The following is a 20,985-nucleotide window of genomic DNA, read 5'->3' on the forward strand; positions in this document are numbered from 1 at the left end:
GTCATGACTGCGAGAAAACTAGTGCGTTTGGTGGATGTGCTACTACGCAATCACCAACTCTACACGCCAGAAAGGAGCGTATAGCTCAAAGGCAAATGAATGCTTTTGAATCCTTTTAGCAAACCCGAACGATTGTTCCTAATCTTGTGCGGGTTTAGTTCAGTGTGCCTTTTTTTCCTTTGAAGGTCCGTTATTAGTTAAATTTTTTATTGGTTTTCTCTTGACTTATCACCACAAGTCTTAGCAATACATCATGCTTACACTTACATCATAATTAGGAAAAGGCATGTAAGAAGTGAACTGAATCACATGTAGGTGTGATATGTATTACATGTACAAGCAAAAGGAAGGAATGCGAACAAAGAAATGTATAAAAAAACGCAAGAACCCTTGTAATATCAAGGGTTCTTGCGTTCCTGAATTTCTTTTTTAACTGCAACAAATCCGTCACAATTTCATCTGGATTAGCGGTGGCTTCACGAAAAGGTACCTTAATTACGATACTTAAGGAAAAACCTTATGAATCCCCACACACTCTGATTCGAATTTTCATATGTTACTGTAATTCCACCCACCGCTACTACTAATGACCGGACACGAATTAGAAAACAACAGCCATAAGAGACTCATTCATACTTCCTAACGTTAAACAGACCTGTTCCATTATAGGAATAGGTCTGTTTTTACATATAATCGGTTATTCAGCCGGCACCCTCACCAATAGCTGCTTGGCAAAGAAGTAAAGATAGGCTTCGGTTATCGGCTGATGCCAAATAGTTTCCAAGGCCTCGCGGTAAAGACTAAGCTGTGTCTTATACCGCGCCCCAAGCTGTGTCTTCATTAATTCCGTTACTTCCCCGTCGATAGCATCGGTTTTATAATCAACAATGATCCAGCCATCCGCGTTTTTGATAATACAATCAATCACCCCTTGTACCAATACCTGTTCATCTGTCTGGCTATCCCAACTGGCATACACTTGACTTGCCGGCAGGGAAAGGCTAAACGGTACCTCCCGATAAACAGTTGGCGCTGAGATCATCAACAACCCAATATCCGTCATGAAAAATTGCTCGATTGCGGTTGTGTCAATGATGGCTGCTTCATCAGCTGATATAATTTCTTTTTCAACCAATGCTTCCACAAATTCCTCGATTTCTGCTTTTGTATACGCATGTGTAGGTGGGATATGCTGCATGACGGTATGCATAGCTGTTCCACGCTCAGCTGCTGAAATCGTCGCCTCTTTTTGCATAAATTTTGGCCGTTTGACAATCGGGGCGTGAAAGGTTTGCACAAGCTGAACATCACTATATTCATCCTTCACCTCCCGCTGCCGTTTAATTTCGGTCACTGTCTGTTTTGCACGTGCTGTCATGGCCTGTTGAAACGGATAGCGAAAGGATAGTCGCTGGTCAACTGTTTCTATTAACTGCTCGTCTGTAACCTTTAGCGGCTGCCATTGGGTAATACTCTCCTGAAGCTGGCTATCCACCTCCACCTCAACCTCTGCCAAATTCGCATAGTCACTGCCGTGGATAACTGAAACGTGCCATGTCGATGGATCTATTTTAATCTCATCGAACACAGCGTCACTGACTGCTTCTGTTCGCAATGCCTCATTTGCTTGATGCCGAATTAAAGCAGGACCAACCCAATCCAAATAGCTTTTCGATTCCAGCCGGTAATGTGCTGGCAGAATCCATTCGCTATGATCGAGCATTTTCTGCCAGGATGCTTGTTTCTTTTCAAACGAGGCCACATTAGCGACCATGACCAATTTTTCCTTGGCTCGGGTGAGAGCGACATATAATACGCGCATTTCCTCGGCCAACTGTTCGCGTAATTTTTCACTGCGAAATGCATGATACAAAAGCGTCGGATACGTAATTCGTTTCACCGGATCAATATACTTGCTGGCAAAACCAAGATCTTTATGCAATAAATAACGCTGGTTGAGATCCATTAGATTAAATTGCTTATCCATTGCCCCTACGATAACCACTGGAAACTCAAGTCCCTTACTGCTATGAATCGTCATTATCCGAACAACATCTTCCTGTTCACTAAGGGCTCTTGCTGCACCAAGATCATCCCCCCGTTCTTCCATTCGTTCGATAAACCGAAGAAACCGGAATAATCCACGAAATGAGGTCGTTTCATAGCCGCGAGCACGATCATATAATGCCCGTAAGTTCGCCTGACGCTGACGGCCGCCTGGCATTCCTCCGACAAAATCATAGTAACCTGTTTCCCGGTAAATTTGCCAAATTAATTCAGACAATGCGCCTTGTCTTGCCGCCACACGGAAACGTTCAAGGTGCTTTAGAAAGGCTTCAACCTTTTCCGCTAATTCACCCGTTTCCCGCCGGTTAAATTGCTGCAGCGCGTCGTAATACATATGTCGTTGATCGGCTAATCGAATCATGGCCAATTCTTCTTCATTCAGTCCAACAATTGGTGACCTTAGTACCGAAGCAAGCGGGATATCCTGTCTCGGGTTATCAATTGCCTTCAACAAACTGACCATGATTTTTACTTCAATCGCTTCAAAATAGCCCGTCGACAGCTCCGCATAAACAGGAATTCCCTGCTTTTTCAATTCATCCGCAATCGTCGGTGCCCACGTCATCGATCGCAATAAAATAACCACATCACGATACTGCATGTCCCGCTGTGTTTGGGTACGCCTGTCAACCACCTGAAGTGACCCCTGCTCCTTTTGTCCAATCCAGGTCTTTATTTTATCAGCATAAGCCCGTGCTTCCAGTTGAGCCTTCTCCAAGTCTTGATAATTTTCAGCATCGTCTTCGGATGGCTGCTCGTCCTCTAGTGCTTTTCGGTCGATGATCAGCAGCTCCGGATCTGCTTGGGGAAGCTTTAATGTATCATACAGCCGATTCGCATAAATTAATTCAGCATCCTGATCGTAATTAATCTCGCCCAAATCTTCATCAAGAATTTGCCGAAAAATATAATTCGCCCCGATTAACACCTGTTCCCGACTGCGGAAATTACTCGCCAGATCAATCCGTTTACCCGGTGATTGTGCAGCTGCAAATCGTTTATATTTATCAATGAATAAAGATGGTTCAGCATGACGAAAACGATAAATACTTTGTTTGACATCACCAACCATAAACATGTTGCCGGAACCTTCCTGGTCACTGATCAATCGCAAAATCGTTTCTTGTACCAAGTTGGTATCCTGATATTCATCAACCAGGACTTCGGTAAATTTATCTTTAAAATGATAGGAAACGCTAGATGGAACTAAATGATCCACATCTGAGGTTTCATCGAGCAACAACTGCAAACAATAGTGCTCCAGATCAGAAAAATCCACCAGTGCTTTTTCCCGTTTGTATTCGGTAAAACGCTGTTTAAATTGTTTCACAAGCTCGGCCAACTGCCAAATGATAGGTGCAAGTTCCTGCATGTCAGCTACATGTGCTGCGAGATCACGTGTGAACCAGCTTTGTTTCATCTCATTCCAGCGCTTTTTGTAGCTGTCCCGTAACGCTTTGACTTTGGCCTTCTTATCATCATTACAATCCACCCGTTTTCCGGATAGTTTGATAAATGCACTTTCCTGCATCACAGTTTGTAATTGCTCCCATGAATCAAGATTGGCCAGCGCTGCATGCAAATTGGCAAAATCGCTATCGATCGCATCAGCATAATGGTATGGTCCATCACTTTCCCTTGTTATATCCAGCGCAAGTTTCATTTCCGCTTCGATGGCAGTTAATTGACTGGCGACCTCCCGTTTTATCAGTGAAAGCCAGGGCAAATCGCTTTCCGTCCAACTTTCCGGTACGTCGTACGTTTTGGACAGCTGATCAAGCCACCCCTCTGGCCACGGATTTTGCATGGCAAACGTATACAGCTTCAATACAAGATCCTCGACATCATGATCACTGCGATCACTGGAAAAACGATCGACAACCGCGAAAAACTGTTGTTGTTCTTCTCCATCCTTTCCATACCATTCCTCAAATAAATCAGCAATTACCTCTTGCTGGATGACATCCGTCTCTATGTTAGTGGCAATGCGAAATCCGGGATCAATATCTAACAAATAAGCATATTGCCGAATTACATCTAAGCAAAATGAGTGCAAGGTTGATATCGAAGCACGCTGCAAAAGGGATAGTTGTTTTTTTAAATGATTGGATGATGGGTTTTCTGCCAATGCTTGTTCCAATGCTAGACCAACACGGTTGCGCATCTCCTGTGCTGCTGCATTGGTAAAGGTAACAACAAGCAGGGTATCAATATCAGCCGGCTGGTCTTGTTTGGTTAATTTTTGAATAATCCGTTCCACCAGGACCGCCGTCTTTCCCGACCCAGCAGCAGCGGCTACTAGCACATCCCTGCCATCGGTATGAATCGCATCCTGTTGTTCATTGGTCCAGTTTACCATCCGTATCCCTCCCTTTTTCTCTGAGCTCGTTTAAAATGTCATCATCTTTTCGATCGGTCAGTTTGTGATAATTGTTTTCCACAAGGCTCGGGTCAAATTGACAAACCGAGCGAAACTCACAGAAAGAGCATGCAACCATTTGTTTATGCTGGTACGGATTCAAATGGACGCCGCCTTTTGTAATATCAAAGCCTGCATGTATCATTAACTGATGGATATGCTGCTGTAAAACATGGAACGTCTCTTCATCAGCAATCCGTGAACTGCTATAAAAACCGCCATTTTTCTTCACACCCGCCGGTACAATCTGACTTGTTCCCGATTCAATCGAGGTATCCATCATCTTAACCGTCGTTTCGTCTGCCAGAAGCAGACCTTGCATTTTATACTTTTTAAAAATCTCCTGATCAATGGCTTGATCGTCCATTTTCCCCTTAGCTGAAATCATCGGATTGTGCACATGAAAATAAAGTACCCCGGCTGGTGTTGCCTTGACCCCAAGCCATTTTTCGGATTGAGACAGGACAACATCTAAATAAGCAAGCATTTGCAGAGCCAGACCATAATACACCTCAACCAGATTAAGTCCTTTAGCACTTGATTTATAATCGATAATGCGCAGGAACAAGTTGTCCTGATTCACCGCTTTATCGACCCTGTCAATTCGCCCTCTTAGCAACAGTTCATAGCCATTAGCAAGTGGCAATCTTACAGGTTCTAATGTTTGGTTGTCTCCGATACCGAAACCGAGTTCCAGCCCGACCGTGGAAAAATTGCTTTGCCTAGCTTGCTCACTTAATACATAGGCAGCACGGGCAATTACTTCCTGCAGCTTTTGCTGAATATATTGATAGCGATTGGAACTGTGCAAAATCTGGTGCTGTAAAATGGGTGCCAAATTCGTAACAGCTTTTTGTACATAGGTATTCGTATCCTGTTTCGACAATTGGGCATAATCCTTTCCCTCTTCCTGAATCCATTCGGTAATCTTCTTCAATGCCTCATGGAACAGCTGCCCAATGTCCGGTGCGTCCAATTGGTAGGTTTGCCGCTCATTAAGCCCCAGACTATACTTGGCAAAATGCTGATAGGAACAGCGGTAATACATCTCCAATCGGGAAACACTTGCTTTCATTTCTTTTGGATAAAGCTTTTCTATCGTTTCGTGTGACAGATCAACTGGCTGATTTTTGTAATACAGACTTTGCAGGATCGTATAGGTCGTGTCGTATTTTCTTGTGTTGGTAATATACCAGTTTAGGACATGCCACCATATTGGCTGGACCGGATAGCCCTTTTGGTGTCGGCTTAGCTGAGCGGTTAATGCTCCTCTTGTTTTGACTGGTGTTGTAATAAAACGATCTGCTTGGACCAATTCATCAGGATCCTGGAGCAATCGATGATCACAGCACGCCGGAAATAAGTCCTCTATCCGTTTAATCAGTTGGGATGGCATCCTTGCTTTCCCCTCTTCATCACTCAACGGATAACTAATCCATAATTGGTCACTTACTGCTGTGAATGCTAAATACATGTAAAACCAATCATCCAATAGCTGTCGCTTGCTGCTTTCCGCCAAACGCAGTCCATGCAGTGCCAGCAATTCACGTTCACTTTCATTAATCATCCCGTCTATTTCCGGTTTCATTGGCCAAGCCCCATCATTAACCCCAATTAAAAAGGCAATTTTCCTTCCGCTAATTCTGGAGCGGTCAATGGTACCAACAATCACATGATCGATACTTGGTGGCACATGGGCGAATTTAAGTGATTCCAATCCAGCATCAAGTGTCGATCGAAATGTTGCAACATCCATCGGTTCGTCACCAGCAATCTCCACCATTTCGTCAATCAGCTGAACGATTGCATTCCAAACCTGTTCCTGCTCGCGGCCTTTTTCAATTTGTCCTGTGTCATCAAACGAATCCCGCAGTCTTTCCAGCCGCTGCGGTGCACGAAGCCTCTCCAGCCATTCAAACAGCACCTGACACATTCCAGCGACCGTTTGTGTCTGGCGGATTTGCTCATCAAATGATTGTAAGGCGTGGACAACCTGCCGGCGATAGGCATTGATTCGCTTCTGCATTTTCTTTTCTGCATCAGTCTGGGCTCCCTGATCAAATCCGCGAAACCGGCGAAATATCCAATCTTCCTTACTCATCCAGCTCGTACGTGAGCGAATCCCATATTCTAACACATAATTTTCCAGTTCATCGATCGCATCATTCGTTAATGGATTATGTTTATCTGTGATTGGGATAAAACCTGTCTTTAACACCCGAAAAACAGCGTCATAACGCCAATTACCCTGCACCATATCCAGCGCCGAACGAATCAGTTCCACCAGCGAGTGATTTAACATCGTTCGCTTCTCATCGATAAAAACCGGGATGTCATAATCCTGGAAAATTGTATCAACTAAATCATGGTAATCCGCTGTTTGTCTGATAAAGACAGCAATATCCTGATACCGATAATGTTCCTCCCTGATTAATCGAACAATTTCCTGGGCACAACCTTCCACCTCTGCACGCGGATGAACCGCCTCGGCAATTTGAAGAGGAACCGCTCCCGTAAATTCTGGCGCTGGCCGCACATCAAAATTTGTCTCCAAATGGTAAAAAGCAGCGTTATCACGAAGTCTCCCATCTGATGAACTCAGTTCCTGTGTCTTCTCTATCAGAATCCCGTTTTCTTCTGCAACCATTTTTAACGTATGATAGGTTTCCTTCGTCTGATAAAATAAATCCAATTCGGATGGGTCAGCATCTTGTGGACCATCAATAGTTAAGCTGACAGTGACATGTGCAGCTTTGTTCATCAATGCTTCTACCACCAATAACTCCTGTGGTGTAAACCGATGAAATCCGTCAAAATAAATAATTGCATCATTTAGCGATGATGCGTGTGCCACTTTTTTCGCCAGCAGCTGCAACTGGTCTTCACTATCAATATATTTATCTTGCAAGCGTACAGATAATTTCTCATATAAATAAGTTAAATCCTGTAATTTATTCGTCAACGATACTTCTTCTTGCTCTTTATGGGTAAACCTATTGATTTGCTCCATTTCTGTTTTCAGCATGTCAGGGGAAATGTTGTATCGCTTGAACTCGGTAATCATGTTTTCCAGCTGCTCAAGAAATCCTTGCTTCTCCATCGCCTTTTGAAACGTTCGCCACCCTGTCTGTTTCCCCTCAATGATCTTTCGCAGCATCATTTGAATCCCAGTAGAACTGATAAACTGCTTCGTTCCCCCGCCAGTTTCCTGTAAAATACGCCAGGCAAGCCTGGAAAAACTGACAACATTACAACGGGTACTTCCCTGAACACGTTGATCGTCAAACAGGGCATATTCCTGCTGAAACGTCATTTGCTCTGGAACAATATAATAGATCGGGGCGCCCCGTGGATTCCCCATCAATTGTTGTTTAATTTCATCCAGTATCTTGCCACTTTTATCTGTACCAGCTTTTCCTAACAAAAATCGTATCCCCATGTTATCCCCCCTCTTTAGACAAAGACACTTTTCATATGATGCAGCTCGTACGCCTTCTCAATCCAGGTCCGTTTAAACTTTTGATTTTAAACTGGAGACGACAATATATACAAGCTGCTTCGAATATATTTATATCGTTTTTTGCTATATTTAAAAATCATCTATAAACACATAAACAAAAATAAACTTTCTTCTTATTTTAACAAAGAAGAAAGCTTATTTATACTTATTTCCCCAAACTAAAACTGTTCTGTGACAGTGGCCAATATTTTACATCTACTTTACCGACGATCTGATCTAGGGAGATATATCCGAAGGCCCGGCTATCCAGGCTATTATCCCGGTTATCTCCCATAACAAATAATTTTCCATCCGGCACCTGTTTTGATCCAGTTATTTCCTTCAAAGTAAAATCTTTTGTATATGGCGTTGTGCTGTGTGTTTCTTTAAAGGTATCAAGAAAGCTCTCAGGCACATATTGCCCGTTAACATACAGTTTATCATGTTTATACGTAATCGCATCTCCGGGTACGCCAATAACCCGTTTCACATAATCGTCCTGTTTATTGGCGTGAAACACAATCACGTCAAACCGATCCACATCCTTGATATCATAGACGACTTTGTTCACCATTAGCAGGTTTCCATCATTTAAAGTTGGTTCCATCGACTCACCATCAACGACATAGCTGGCGAATAATACCGTCCGAATGATGATTGCCAGAATGACGGCAAACACGACGACAGAAATAATTCTACGGTAATTCCATTTTTTCATGCGCGTTTCCTCCAGGGTTATTCTTAAGCGAGGTCTAGCTCCAGTGCCTAGCTGCGTATGGCCTTCCGCTTTTCTTACCTACATCATACCCTGATTTCACGCTGTTTAATCATCATTTCGAGGGGACGTGCCTTGTGCTGATGCACTTTTTCTTTGCAAGCGTTTTTCAATATACTTCCCAAGTACCCAGAATAAAACAATACAGATACCAATCATAATCGTGCGCACAGGGTTTTTCGCGAACGATATAATACTTGCACCCACGTATGCCATCGTGAAGATCATGACCGATTTTCCCAACAGTACAGCCAGTGCAAATTGCTGCAAGCTGATTTTCGATAACCCGGCGACAACATTGATCACCGCTGATGGAGAAAACGGAAAACACATCAGCAAAAATAACGGTCCAAATCCATGGCGCTCCAGCCAGGCTGTTACCTTATGTACCTGTTTATTTTTCCGAATGACCGTAAATATGCGCTTTCTTCCCAGTTTACGGATAATAATAAAAATACTGATCGCACCCAGACTTGAGCCTAACCAGGATAGTAAAAAGCCTTCAAATAAACCATATGCAGCAGCGTTCGCAAATACAAACACAACTAATGGCAAAAACGGCAAAAAAGCTTCCAGAAACGGTAATAATATCCCCGGCAGCGGACCTAATGCCTCGTACTTACTCAAAAGCTGTTCGAGATATTCATCCAGTAGATCATTTTCAATTATCATGCGCCAATCTTTCATGCTTATGTCCAGTATCAACATGTACCTAAATCCCCTCACACATATCCAACGTCATAGAAATGCTTTTGGCTCTTATCGTGTTCAAAAGAAAGATAAAACGACCGAAACCAGCTCGTTTTGTCATTTTGCCAGACGTTTTGAACATCTCCTAAGATTTATTTTAATAGAACCAATCGAATCTGCATAGCTTGATAGACACTTTTTTTGCCTCTTTCTTTCCATTATGAACAAATTTAATTTTTTTAGTGTATTTTTTACGAGATTCATCATACAATGGAATAGAACAAACGTTCCTTTGAGGGGGATTTACTGATGCGCTATCTTAATGATGAGGAATTAGCAGTGGCTTCGCGCTTTTTGTTTTTATCCATGGCGTTACTTGTTATGCAGCAAGATATCCGTACCATTGAGTCAGGGGCCTTTAAAATCAAGGAGCCTTATCTTAAACTACTGGAAAAAATGATTGCAGAAGCAACGAATGAGCGACATATGTTACGAGATACAATGCGAAAAAAAGCCATTAAAGTTGTCATCTTAAATAAGAATGACTCCTTTTCTTCTTACCTTTTTCTCTGCCAAGGCCGTGAAGAAACACGTAATTATTTCAATCCGGCTATCCGTAAAAAAGTAGAGGCAATCGTCCAGGAGTTTATGCTTAAGGCTCTGCCACTGTTTCAACCGCATGCTTCTGCAAATATCTGATTCGGTTGTCAAGCAAATACCGGAATTGTGCAGTACGCTGAATTTGGTTTAACACAGAACCGAATGAAACGGGGATTGTCACCTTTTTTCCTGTTTTAAACACGATTTCTGTTCTTTGCTTGGTTGCTTTATACACTTGGTCGATATGGGAATGGGCAATCCACGAGCAATTTGAACTAGAAGGTGAAGCTGTTGGAAAGAAATACATGCCGCTAGCAGGATCGATCGAAATCGGCGCCTTATGCGTAATGCCGCAAATATCCCTGGTTCCTTCCTGTCTGCCTTTGAGGCTGGCACCAAAAAACTTGCAAGCATAATCAACAACTTTAGTCGGGGATTGTTCGACAACCATTTCTTCTTGTTCTTCTATAATAAGTGTTGACGTCTTTCCCGCTTTATGTTGACGTAATATGGCCATTGTCAGAGGAGTTATTTCATATACTGAATGAAAAAGATAATGCTTATTTTCCATTTTATCATACTTCCTTCCCATGCTCTGGAAAAGAAAGAGGCTTAAGATACATTCTACCAAATTTATAAGCAAAAGGATACTAAAAAAGACAATTTTCTTATAAGCTTTTGAGCGGTAAACTTTTCTGTTATCTAATTACCCGCGTTGCGTATTTATTTATTATCCCAAACACAAAAATCCGAACGATATAAAGGCCATCTTGGAATTATCGTTCGAATTTTGCTATGGCTACAACTCGTTGTCCCAGCCTTCTATTGTTAGTTGTTAACCTTTTCGTGCAAATTTTTTCGCAAAATTTTGCCAGTGGTATTTTTCGGTAATTCATCTAAGAATAGGATCTCGACGGGCACTTTGTATTTGGCTAAATGCGCAGCACAGAATTCCAGCAGGCTTTCTTCTGTTAACGAAGGATCATTTTTTACTACAAAGCTGACACCGGCTTCACCTGAATCCGGATGCGGTTTGCCAACAACGGCTACCTCTGCTATCCCCGGATGCTCGTATAATACCTCTTCTACTTCGCGCGGATACACATTATACCCGCCAACCAAAATCAAATCCTTCTTGCGGTCAACAATATAAAAATAGCCCTCATCATCCATCCTTGCCATATCACCAGTGTACAGCCAGCCATCCTTTAAGACAGCTGCTGTTTCTTCCGGCATTTTATAATAGCCCTGCATAACATTTGGACCACGTACAACGAGTTCCCCAACTTCACCGTTCTCCACCTCTTCACCAAATTCATCCACAACCTTGTTCTCAACGTTTACAATACTTCGCCCGATTGAGCCCGGCTTTCGTGGCCGATCCAATGGATTAAAGCAGGTGACCGGTGAAGCCTCCGATAGTCCATAACCTTCTGATACGACAACGTCAAAAGTATTTTCAAATCCTTTGAGCAACGCAACGGGCATTGCCGCTCCGCCGGAAATACAAAGACGGATGCCGTTCATGTTTACATCCTTTCCTTTTGCACTTTGTAACAGATAATTGTACATGGTTGGTACGCCAGCAAAAATAGTTGGATGTAATTGTTGGACGATACGGAAAACTTCCTGAGGTGAAAACTTTGGCATGATAATCACCGTACCACCATTCATGAGTGGTGCATTTAAAGCAACGGTTAAACAAAACACATGGAACATCGGCAATGCGGCAATAATTCGATCGTTCCCATTAATAGTCAAATAATCTGCAACATCTTTTGCATTCGAGTATAAATTTTTATGTGACAACATCGCACCTTTAGGTTTTCCAGTGGTCCCCGATGTATATAAGATAAGCGCAATATTTTCATCTTCAAGGGCAGGGGGAATAAATTCCTGATCGCCTTCTCGAACAAGTGTTGCAAACGATTTCAATTTTGCTGATAACACGGACGCTTCCTTGGTAATATCAGCACCCGTTTCACATGATATGTAGTGGGTAACATTTGGAAGCTTGTCGGCAAACGCTGTGAACCTCCTCAACAGCACATCCATCGTAATAATAGCCCTTACGTCACCATTTTTTAAAATATATTCCAATTCATCCGGCATATATAACGGATTAACTGGTATGACAACCGCGCCGATCCGAAGCGCCCCATATAATCCAATCACAAAATGGGGACTGTTTCCTGCAACTAATGCAATATGATCTCCTTTGCGATAGCCCAGCTCGTATAAACTAGCTGCGAATTTTGTTACTGCCCCTTCAAACTCTAAATAACTTGTCTCCTGATCCTGAAATACAAACGCTGCTTTGTTTGGCTGATTTTTCGCTGTCACTGATAGTTGACTGCTTAAATTCATGTCCATTCCTCCCTGTTTGATCAGTGATGAAGTGAATGAATAATCATTCATTAAATTCTTATTAATTATAAAATACAAACACTGAAATTTCAAGTGAAAGCGCACACAATTAACTAAATGATCACATACAAATTTAGTACGTGTATTAGTAAAATGCTGATAATGAATTACTGCATTTGGATGGATGTTTATAAATAATACTTTACAATCCCCGTAAAAAAAGGCTGCCGGAAATATCGACAGCCTTTCAAATCAATACAATAAATCAATAAACCCTTCTTTGGGGATTTTCCCTAAGTACAGGGGAACGTCCACATCGGCAAGTGCGTTTTCGATTGCTTTACGTTCATGCCGTACACCGATTAATTGTTGCTCCAATTCGGCTACATCACCGACACCGAAAAAATCACCGTAAATTTTACAGTTATCAATGGTTCCTTTTTTAACATCCAAACGAACATCTACAAGGCCAGCATCAAATTTATGTGATGCTTGAACGTTAAAGGATGGGGATTTTCCATAATTCCATTCCCATTGCTGGTAACGTTCCTTAGAGATTTGATGAACATTGTCCCAATCTTCGTCCGTTAACTCGTAACGAGGAACTTCGTTTACATCTTCCACATCAAAAATGTATCGTAAAATAAGTTGCTTAAATTCCTTCATGGTAATTTCTTTATCAAGAAATTCTGATATATTGGCTACACGGCTGCGTATCGATTTAATCCCCTTCGATTCAATTTTTTCCTGTTTCACATTTAATGCGCTAACCACGTTCTCAATCTCAGAATCCAGCATTAGTGTGCCATGACTAAACATCCGCCCTTTTGTCGAGAACATGGCATTTCCAGAGATTTTACGTCCATCCGCTGTTAAATCATTTCTGCCTTTTAACTCAGCAGGGACCCCTATTTTATTTAACGCCTCTACAACTGGCTGGGTAAACTTAGCAAAGTTTTGAAAGCTGTCCCCATCGTCCTTGGTAATAAAACTAAAGTTTAGATTTCCTTCATCATGGTATACTGCTCCCCCGCCGGAAAGACGCCGTACTACTTTGATATCGTTGTCATCCACATACTTTGTATTAATTTCTTCAATTGTATTTTGATTGCGACCAATGATGATTGATGGGCGGTTAATATAAAATAACAAATATGTATCTTTTTCACCAAAATTTTGCAGCACATATTCCTCAAGCGCCAGATTGATGCTTGGATCCGTAATTCCTTTATTATCAATAAATTTCATTCGAAAAGACCCCTCTCTAATTTCCTTGACGATCGTCCTAGATCTATTGTAATCCAAACAGGACAAGCAATCAAAGGAAATAACCGCTATTCGCCCCAGGTGAGACCCTCTTTGGCAAGCAGAATTTCACCAGTAAAAACGGATGCAGCTTCGTCCACCAACTGACTGAGATCACCATATTGCGGCAAATGACTCAATATTAACGTAGCGACGTTTGCCTGTTGAGCAATTGCTGCTCCTTCTTTACTGGTCATATGCCCCGCATCTTTCCCATTCTGATCGGCATAAAAGTTGCAATCAGTAATTAGCAAGTCAGCACCTTTCGCAAAGTCACTCCATTTCTCACTAAAGGCCGTATCAGCCGTATAAACAAGAACTTTTTCTTCATCTGTTATCCGCATTCCATAACATACCACTGGATGTTTGGTCTTTAAAAAAGTGAAGTGAAACGGCCCTATCGTTAATCCGTTTTCCGGATCATAGGCTATCCCCTCCGTACATGTATGGGTAAGCGACTGAAATCCTTCCTTATCCTCTGCATGTCCATAGATCGGCAAAATTTCCTGCTCTTCACGCAAATACGATTGAACCAGCCAGGCAAACTGTAACACACCAATATCTGCTACGTGGTCATGATGGTAATGAGATAGAACCACCGCATCCAGCTCCATGACATGTTTATAATTTTGCACCTTTGACAAGGATCCGCTACCCACATCAATTAATAAAGCAAAATCATCTTTTTCCAGCAAATAAGCAGAAGTGGCCTCATTTGCGGCAGGATAGCCACCCCAATAACCAATCACTGTTAATTTCATGAAAAACACTCCTCGTTTTGTTGTAACACAATATATAACCTGTCACGCTACAATATATTCTACCCATCAAGAATACATCCAATGGAATAATCTTTGTCTTTAAAATTAAAATTAAATTTTTTCTAAAAAACCTTCAAACCGTTTCATCCCCATTCTAACAGGAGTTTCGCAACCCTATTTTCGAAAAAACACACTATTTCATTAAATTTTGTTGTAACACACTGTTGACAACCATCATACTGTTATATTACAATACAGATACTATAACAAAGGAGGATGAACATGGATAACATCGTTGAGTTTTTTAAAAAATTACCGAAGAAGAAGTGCCAGCGTTGTGGTCAGGACATGAATGAAAAAGCGGATTGCTATGGTAATGTTTGTGACGAATGTGATCATCCAGCACGGTAAAACTGATCGTATAACAACTGTATTATAACATTGTGAACTTGATTTATTATTTGGGGGTTTTTCTTTGTGTCTCTGTTACAACTTACATTCTTTCAGATACTCGTAACGGATTATATGTCCCATCGGGTGGGATAACAATTGTTAAGCAGCTAATCTTTAGCTGTTTATTTTTTTGCTCACAAAAAGAACAACTCCATAACATTTAGAATCGAAGGTTTGCTAAATAGAAATTTTTTGAAGCACCCTTTCTAGCAAATGAATCAGCCTAATGATATAAACCCATTACAAAACACGTCTATTTCAAGCAAATCTAGCATAATCTCATAACGTGAGGTCTATATCACTAAAATAATAGCATGAGATGCAGAAAGGGTTTTTATATGAAGCTGAGGCAGGGTATTCTAGTTATTTTCGTTAGCATGATTGTTTTATTAACCATTATTTTTGTCATTACCCTTCCAAATCAAAATAACTATTTAAAATCCGATTTAGTTAGTCAGCTTACCGAATCCAATACCGTCACCAACACGTTACTGTTGATGATGAGTACTGAGATTCCAGCTTTGAAATCAAACTTGGAAGGAAATGATATTGCGCCATCGAGTTTGTCAACATTACTATTTAAGGTTACCTCAGGGATAACACCCAGGAATTTTAGCAGTTTAATGGAGGGCGAATTACCTGGGTTAAAATCATATGCTCGTGGTGTAAATGTCTCCAAAACTGGAGATGTTGCAGCAGATATGCCAATTGAGTCACCCCCGCCAGACTTTGAGAATTTACTAAAAGAAGACGCAGACAAGTCAAAAAATGACCCTCCTAAATCAGATGATGATACCAACGGCCAGGGGCCAGAGCAAGTATTTATTTATCATAGTCATGCGTGGGAAGCATTTTTACCTTTAATGGATAATAAGAAAAAGCCAAGTGAGGCTTCAAGTACCGATAATAAGAAAAACGTCTTTTATGTGGGATCTATGCTAGCCGATGCATTGAAAAAAGACGGTGTGAATGCTGCTCATGATAAAACAAACGTTACGGAAGGATTGCATGCTAAGGGATGGAATTACTATGATTCCTATAATTTCTCACGGGAAACGGTCGAAAAAGTCATGGCCGACAATAAATCACTCAACTATTTTATTGATATCCATCGAGATTCTCAACGTAAAGATGTGACAACAGCTACCATCAACGAGAAGCCCTATGCCAAAGTATTCTTTACAGTCGGCGTTGTCCATAAAGATTATAAAAAGAATTTACAGTTCGCCGAGGAATTGAATAAAAAAATCGAAGAAAAATACCCAGGAATTAGCCGCGGTATCTTCAAAAAGGATAAGTCTGAGGGAAACGGTGTCTACAATCAAGATCTGTCCGGAAATTCCATCCTAATCGAAGTAGGCGGGGTAGATAACGATGATGAAGAATTACAAAACACGGCTGATGCACTAGCCGATGTCCTCAGCCAATACATCAAAAATGCTGAAAAAGTGGATGGTTAAACAGATCCATTTCTGAGACTGGAGCAAATAGCCTTTTAAAAATAGCTTGGGAGCAGTGTTGAGCTGTTTCCATTTTATTTCTGCAAATAATTCAGTGAACCAATAATTTTAGATAATTGACATGTCAATTATCTAAAATACGCAGAGGCAAATAAAGCATCTCAGGATTAGTACTCTATCCGGGATGCTTTCTACACGTATCTATGCTTTTTGACAATGTCTATTATATATTATGTTTGATCACGACTGGAACATTAGGCGTAATTTTCATCCACCGAGATGGAACGTTCGCTCAATTCTTTTTTAATCAAATGAATGAACTGACTGTCCAAATTCATTTTTGCTGCCTTATAGTAAGCCTCGATGAGTAATTCGTCTGAAATTAATTCCATAACTAGAGCTCCTTTTTCATTTTTACACGAACATTTATCATCTTACTATGTTTAAGGTTAATTAACAATAGAGAAGTCTCAAAAAGTTACAATTTGTCTAATCAGCGTGAATAATCTGTGTCTAATGCGCGTGATAGAAATAAAGTGAAATTTCATTCAGTAGAGGTTTTCGACGCACTGGACGTGCTAGTGCAGGCCCGAACAGAAACTGACCTTGGTCTTGCTGTTGGCCCTATTTATCTTTTTTAGTTTCACTTCAAAATCTTGAAGTAGGGGTCTTACTTCCCGTTAAGGCAGGATAAACGATGAAGAGCTGTTTATCCATCACTGTATCAGTTTCCTTAAGCAGAATCACAATACCTTTAGATGCCTATTTTTTAATATTTTCATTCATCATATCCATATAACATAACAAGACATCGGGAAAAGGCGAAAAAGAGGGTCTCTTTCCTCCAAGGACCCTCTTCAAAAATATTATTTCAAAAACCGCAGCACATCACTAACCGCCTGTTCGCCTTGTTCAATACAATCGGGCAGCCCAATTCCTTCATACGAGCTTCCGGTTAGAAAGACGCCAGGCAACTGTTTTGCTGCTTCACCACGGACTTGAGCCACACGCTCCTTATGTCCAACCGAATATTGCGGCATCGCATTTTTCCAGCGTGAAACGACACTGAATATCGGCTTTTGTGTAATGTTCATTGTCTTATTTAAATCTTTTAAGACAATCGCTACAATTTCTTCATCAGACATATCGACAACGGCCTGATCGCTCGGACGACCGACATAGCAGCGCAATAATACATTGCCGTTCGGTGTCGTGGTTGGCCATTTTTTGTGTGTCCAGGTACAAGCTGTAATCCGGAAATCACTGTTTCTTGAAACAACAAACCCTGTTCCATCAATATCTTTTTTAATCGCCGATTGATCAAACGCCAAAGCAACATTCGCCACCGATGTCGCGGGCATGTCGTTAAATGTTTTAAAGAAATCATATTGACTGAGCATTCTTGGTACGGTATAATGCGGAGTTGCCATTATAATAGCATCCGCCTTGTCCACATCACCATTATCTAACAGTACATGATAGCCATGGTCTTTTCTTTCAATATGATCAACCTTTGTGTTTAATTGAACAATATCACCCAGTTGCTTTTGTAATGCATCGATTAACGTCTGAAGCCCGTTCGCAAATGATAAAAACATCCCTTTTTTTGTTTTCTTTTTCTTGGGAGGTTTGGGCATGGTTTCCTCTAAGCCTTTCATTAGACTGCCATGCTCCTGTTCCAATTGATAAAAATGAGGGAATGTCGCCATCAAGCTCATCTCATCAATGTCGCCGGCATAAATTCCGGATAGCAGCGGTTCCATTAAATTTTCAACTAGCTCATTACCAAATCGATGGCGCAAAAATGCCCCCAATGACTGGTCGGTTTGGGCCTTTCCCCTAGGCAAAGCTAAATCAAGTCCTGCACGTGCCTTACCCTTCCAGGATGCAATCCCGGAAAATAAAAAAGGTCGCTTTCTTACAGGAATACCCATAAATGATCCTTTAGGCATTTTATGCAATGTATTATCAATTAAAATATAGGACTGTCCAGTGCCATTGCGGACTAGCTGATCCTGAATGCCAAGGTTTTCAACCAGCTTTACGGCAGGCGTCTTGCGCTCTAAAAAGGAGTCTGGTCCTTGTTCAATGATAAAACCATCCCGTTTATACGTCTTCACCTTTCCACCTAACCGATGACTTGCTTCGATAAGTTTCACTTCATATGGTAACTGATTTGCCTGAATTTCTTTTTGCAAATAGTAGGCAGCTGTCAAGCCGGTTATCCCACCGCCGATAATTACAATTCGTTTCCTCATTTTACGTCACTTCTTACCTTTTTCAGGACAACCGTTGCCAATGCATCGATAAACCCTTGATGTGCATTTGGCATCTCCGGACGATGGTAGTTAACGCCTAATTCCTCACAAACCACTTTACATTCGTAATCATTATCATAAAGAACTTCCAAGTGGTCCGCGATAAATCCAACAGGCGCATATACAAACGAACGATAACCTTTTTGTTCGTACAATTCGCGGGTTAAATCCTGTACATCGGGTCCGAGCCACGGATCAGGGGTATTCCCCTCACTTTGCCAGCCAATCGCGTAATTCGTTATACCTGTTTTCTCAGAAATCAATGCAGCTGTTTCTTTTAATTGATCCGGGTATGGGTCCCCGTTTTGCAAAATTTTCTCCGGTAGGCTGTGTGCCGAAATGACCAATACCGTATTTTCTTTTTCGTCGGCTGACATTTTTTCGTAAACATCATTAATTTGGTTTGCCCAAAATTCAATAAAGCCTGGCTCATTATACCAGCTTTGCACGGAAACAATGCTGGGCTTGCCATGTTTAGCTGCAGCTTCACTTGCCCGCTGGTTATAGGATTTCACACTAAAGGTGGAATAATGTGGTGCCAGCACAAGAGATACAGCCTCTTCTATCCCATCGGCTGCCATTTTCTCCACCGCATCTTCAATGAATGGCTCAATATGTTTCAAGCCAATGTAGACATGAAAATCATATTCTTCCTGACAATCATTAAGCGTTGTTTCCAGTGCTTTTGCTTGTTGCTCGGTAATTTTAGCAAGTGGTGAAATACCGCCGATTGCTTTGTACCTGCTTTGCAAATCTTCCAGCATTTCTTTGGTTGGTTTTCTGCCATGACGAATATCAGTGTAATAACGTTCAATATCTTCCTCTTTGTATGGTGTTCCATAAGCCATGACAAGTAAGCCCATTTGTTTTCTTTCCATTTTCTAACATCCTTTCTGCAATATTATTTCGTTTTTACTGCTTTGGAATACGTGTGCACAAGTTCCGTTAATTGCTTCAATGTTGCTGGTTTAATATCTGGGGTAACTCCATGTCCCAGATTAAAAACATGTCCACCTGTTTGCTGGCTGCTTTCAGTCAGTATGCCTTTTGTTCGCTCTTCAATGGTTTCCCAATCAGAAAGGAGAATAGCTGGATCCAGGTTTCCTTGCAACACCTTCGTCACACCCATATGTCTTGCTTCAGTGATCGACGTGCGCCAATCTAAGCCAATGACATCTACTGGCAAATCATTCCACTCAAGAAGTAAATGTCTTGCGCCTACACCAAACAAAATCAACGGAACATTTTCTTGTTTTAATTCCGTAAAAATCCGGTTCATGACTGGCTTGATAAATGTTCGATAATCTTCTTTATTGAGAGCACCGACCCATGAATCAAACACCTGAATGGCTTTAGCGCCAGCATGAATTTGTGCTTTGACATAGGTGACAATCATAGCCTGCAATTTATCCATCAACAAAAACCAGCTTTCTGGGTGCTGATACATAAATGCTTTTGTTTTACTATAATTTTTCGATGGACCGCCTTCAATCATGTAACTTGCCAGGGTAAAAGGCGCTCCCGTAAAACCAATCAGCGGAACATCCAGCTGTTCCTCGGTTAATAGCCGAATCGTATCTAGTACATAAGGCACATCTGCTTCTGGATCAATCGTTCCTAATCGTTCCACATCCTGAAAATTACGAATCGGGTTGTCAATAACAGGACCGATGTTTTTCTTAATCTCCACATCCACACCAATCGCTGGCAACGGAGACATTATGTCCTTATACAGTATCGCTGCATCAACACCATAATGTTCAACCGGCAAACGTGTCACATATGCACATAGTTCCGGCTGGTGCGTAATTTCAAACAAGGAATATTTCTCTTTTAATTTACGGTATTCTGCCTGTGATCGGCCTGCTTGGCGCATATACCAAACAGGAGTATAATCTGTTTGCTCGCCATTATACGCTTTAATAATCGTGTCATTAAGTTGTTTCGCCATTTCCTCACCCTTTTTCATACTAGTCCCTTATTAATATTAAATATAGTATTGCCAGATTGTGATTTAATGAACTTCCCTAATTCACTATACCTATTTCTATTATACCTGTATAGCCAATGCGGCTAATTGTCATTAATTTGTCTTATATGAATTGAAACTACATTCAGTGGAGGGTTTCAACGCACAGGACGTGACAGTTTTAGCCTGTTTTTACTCCCCCACTGATTTGAACAACAACGGCTAAGTTCTCAGGTATCTGAGCTGCAGCGCCTTTGTGACCCGCCTCGTGCAGACAGAGAACGGGATCGGATCTTTGTCAT

Annotated in this window: 15 protein-coding genes; 3 read left to right on the plus strand and 12 right to left on the minus strand. The window is 41.4% G+C overall.

Annotated elements, in window-relative coordinates:
* Window positions 1-697: 697 nt before the first annotated feature.
* The 4 genes from addA to WMZ97_RS19190 all read right to left on the minus strand — a co-directional run bounded on the left by addA (window position 698) and on the right by WMZ97_RS19190 (window position 9,468).
* Window positions 698-4,426 (minus strand): helicase-exonuclease AddAB subunit AddA, encoded by a 3,729-nt coding sequence (addA, locus tag WMZ97_RS19175; protein ID WP_343273705.1) that lies wholly within the window; start codon window positions 4,424-4,426, stop codon window positions 698-700.
* Window positions 4,407-7,925, minus strand: a complete 3,519-nt coding sequence (addB, locus tag WMZ97_RS19180; protein ID WP_343273706.1) for a helicase-exonuclease AddAB subunit AddB — start codon at window positions 7,923-7,925, stop codon at window positions 4,407-4,409. Before addB ends, addA begins: the two co-directional genes overlap by 20 nt.
* 226 nt (window positions 7,926-8,151) lie before the next feature.
* Window positions 8,152-8,703 carry a signal peptidase I gene (lepB, locus tag WMZ97_RS19185; RefSeq protein ID WP_343273707.1) on the minus strand — a complete coding sequence of 184 codons (552 nt, stop codon included), beginning with the start codon at window positions 8,701-8,703 and terminating at the stop codon, window positions 8,152-8,154.
* A 105-nt stretch (window positions 8,704-8,808) separates the two neighbouring features.
* Window positions 8,809-9,468: a TVP38/TMEM64 family protein gene (locus tag WMZ97_RS19190; protein ID WP_343273708.1), complete on the minus strand. Its 660-nt coding sequence runs from the start codon at window positions 9,466-9,468 to the stop codon at window positions 8,809-8,811.
* Window positions 9,469-9,759: 291 nt separating this feature from the next.
* Here WMZ97_RS19190 and WMZ97_RS19195 point away from each other — a divergent pair, with 291 nt between their 5' ends.
* On the plus strand, window positions 9,760-10,149 hold the full coding sequence (locus tag WMZ97_RS19195; protein ID WP_343273709.1) for a hypothetical protein: 390 nt from the start codon (window positions 9,760-9,762) through the stop codon (window positions 10,147-10,149).
* Here the strand turns inward: WMZ97_RS19195 and WMZ97_RS19200 are convergent.
* The 4 genes from WMZ97_RS19200 to WMZ97_RS19215 all read right to left on the minus strand — a co-directional run bounded on the left by WMZ97_RS19200 (window position 10,103) and on the right by WMZ97_RS19215 (window position 14,483).
* Entirely contained in the window at window positions 10,103-10,621 is a 519-nt protein-coding gene (locus tag WMZ97_RS19200; protein WP_343273710.1) for a competence protein ComK, read from the minus strand. The genes WMZ97_RS19195 and WMZ97_RS19200 overlap by 47 nt on opposite strands.
* Window positions 10,622-10,878: 257 nt before the next feature.
* Window positions 10,879-12,417, minus strand: a complete 1,539-nt coding sequence (locus tag WMZ97_RS19205; RefSeq protein WP_343273711.1) for a fatty acid--CoA ligase family protein — start codon at window positions 12,415-12,417, stop codon at window positions 10,879-10,881.
* 252 nt (window positions 12,418-12,669) lie between these two features.
* Window positions 12,670-13,665 carry a lipoate--protein ligase gene (locus tag WMZ97_RS19210; RefSeq protein ID WP_343273712.1) on the minus strand — a complete coding sequence of 332 codons (996 nt, stop codon included), beginning with the start codon at window positions 13,663-13,665 and terminating at the stop codon, window positions 12,670-12,672.
* Window positions 13,666-13,751: 86 nt separating this feature from the next.
* Window positions 13,752-14,483: an MBL fold metallo-hydrolase gene (locus tag WMZ97_RS19215; RefSeq protein WP_343273713.1), complete on the minus strand. Its 732-nt coding sequence runs from the start codon at window positions 14,481-14,483 to the stop codon at window positions 13,752-13,754.
* Window positions 14,484-14,765: 282 nt separating this feature from the next.
* Here WMZ97_RS19215 and yhfH point away from each other — a divergent pair, with 282 nt between their 5' ends.
* Complete coding sequence (gene yhfH / locus WMZ97_RS19220; protein WP_343273714.1) at window positions 14,766-14,894, plus strand: protein YhfH; 129 nt, start codon at window positions 14,766-14,768, stop codon at window positions 14,892-14,894.
* Window positions 14,895-15,274: 380 nt separating this feature from the next.
* Entirely contained in the window at window positions 15,275-16,396 is a 1,122-nt protein-coding gene (gene spoIIP / locus WMZ97_RS19225) for a stage II sporulation protein P (protein ID WP_343273715.1), read from the plus strand.
* 254 nt (window positions 16,397-16,650) lie between these two features.
* On the opposite strand, the gene sda is transcribed toward spoIIP, so the two are convergent.
* The 4 genes from sda to hemE all read right to left on the minus strand — a co-directional run bounded on the left by sda (window position 16,651) and on the right by hemE (window position 20,665).
* Window positions 16,651-16,788 carry a sporulation histidine kinase inhibitor Sda gene (sda, locus tag WMZ97_RS19230; RefSeq protein ID WP_343273716.1) on the minus strand — a complete coding sequence of 46 codons (138 nt, stop codon included), beginning with the start codon at window positions 16,786-16,788 and terminating at the stop codon, window positions 16,651-16,653.
* Window positions 16,789-17,262: 474 nt separating this feature from the next.
* Window positions 17,263-18,654, minus strand: a complete 1,392-nt coding sequence (hemY, locus tag WMZ97_RS19235; protein ID WP_343273717.1) for a protoporphyrinogen oxidase — start codon at window positions 18,652-18,654, stop codon at window positions 17,263-17,265.
* Window positions 18,651-19,592 (minus strand): ferrochelatase, encoded by a 942-nt coding sequence (gene hemH, locus WMZ97_RS19240; protein WP_343273718.1) that lies wholly within the window; start codon window positions 19,590-19,592, stop codon window positions 18,651-18,653. Before hemH ends, hemY begins: the two co-directional genes overlap by 4 nt.
* 23 nt (window positions 19,593-19,615) lie before the next feature.
* The gene (gene hemE / locus WMZ97_RS19245; protein WP_343273745.1) at window positions 19,616-20,665 is read right to left on the minus strand and encodes a uroporphyrinogen decarboxylase; all 1,050 of its coding nucleotides are present in this window, start codon (window positions 20,663-20,665) and stop codon (window positions 19,616-19,618) included.
* Window positions 20,666-20,985: the final 320 nt, after the last annotated feature.

This window comes from Lentibacillus songyuanensis (genome assembly GCF_039548255.1).
In the GTDB taxonomy this organism is placed as follows: Bacteria; Bacillota; Bacilli; order Bacillales; family Amphibacillaceae; genus Lentibacillus_C; species Lentibacillus_C songyuanensis.

Excerpts from the sequence above, each read along its gene's own strand:
- addA (WP_343273705.1), bottom strand. The coding sequence starts at position 4,426 with ATGGTAAACTGGACCAATGAACAACAGGATGCGATTCATACCGATGGC.
- addB (WP_343273706.1), bottom strand. The coding sequence starts at position 7,925 with ATGGGGATACGATTTTTGTTAGGAAAAGCTGGTACAGATAAAAGTGGC.
- lepB (WP_343273707.1), bottom strand. The coding sequence starts at position 8,703 with ATGAAAAAATGGAATTACCGTAGAATTATTTCTGTCGTCGTGTTTGCC.
- WMZ97_RS19190 (WP_343273708.1), bottom strand. The coding sequence starts at position 9,468 with ATGTTGATACTGGACATAAGCATGAAAGATTGGCGCATGATAATTGAA.
- WMZ97_RS19195 (WP_343273709.1), top strand. The coding sequence starts at position 9,760 with ATGCGCTATCTTAATGATGAGGAATTAGCAGTGGCTTCGCGCTTTTTG.
- WMZ97_RS19200 (WP_343273710.1), bottom strand. The coding sequence starts at position 10,621 with ATGGAAAATAAGCATTATCTTTTTCATTCAGTATATGAAATAACTCCT.
- WMZ97_RS19205 (WP_343273711.1), bottom strand. The coding sequence starts at position 12,417 with ATGAATTTAAGCAGTCAACTATCAGTGACAGCGAAAAATCAGCCAAAC.
- WMZ97_RS19210 (WP_343273712.1), bottom strand. The coding sequence starts at position 13,665 with ATGAAATTTATTGATAATAAAGGAATTACGGATCCAAGCATCAATCTG.
- WMZ97_RS19215 (WP_343273713.1), bottom strand. The coding sequence starts at position 14,483 with ATGAAATTAACAGTGATTGGTTATTGGGGTGGCTATCCTGCCGCAAAT.
- yhfH (WP_343273714.1), top strand. The coding sequence starts at position 14,766 with ATGGATAACATCGTTGAGTTTTTTAAAAAATTACCGAAGAAGAAGTGC.
- spoIIP (WP_343273715.1), top strand. The coding sequence starts at position 15,275 with ATGAAGCTGAGGCAGGGTATTCTAGTTATTTTCGTTAGCATGATTGTT.
- sda (WP_343273716.1), bottom strand. The coding sequence starts at position 16,788 with ATGGAATTAATTTCAGACGAATTACTCATCGAGGCTTACTATAAGGCA.
- hemY (WP_343273717.1), bottom strand. The coding sequence starts at position 18,654 with ATGAGGAAACGAATTGTAATTATCGGCGGTGGGATAACCGGCTTGACA.
- hemH (WP_343273718.1), bottom strand. The coding sequence starts at position 19,592 with ATGGAAAGAAAACAAATGGGCTTACTTGTCATGGCTTATGGAACACCA.
- hemE (WP_343273745.1), bottom strand. The coding sequence starts at position 20,665 with ATGGCGAAACAACTTAATGACACGATTATTAAAGCGTATAATGGCGAG.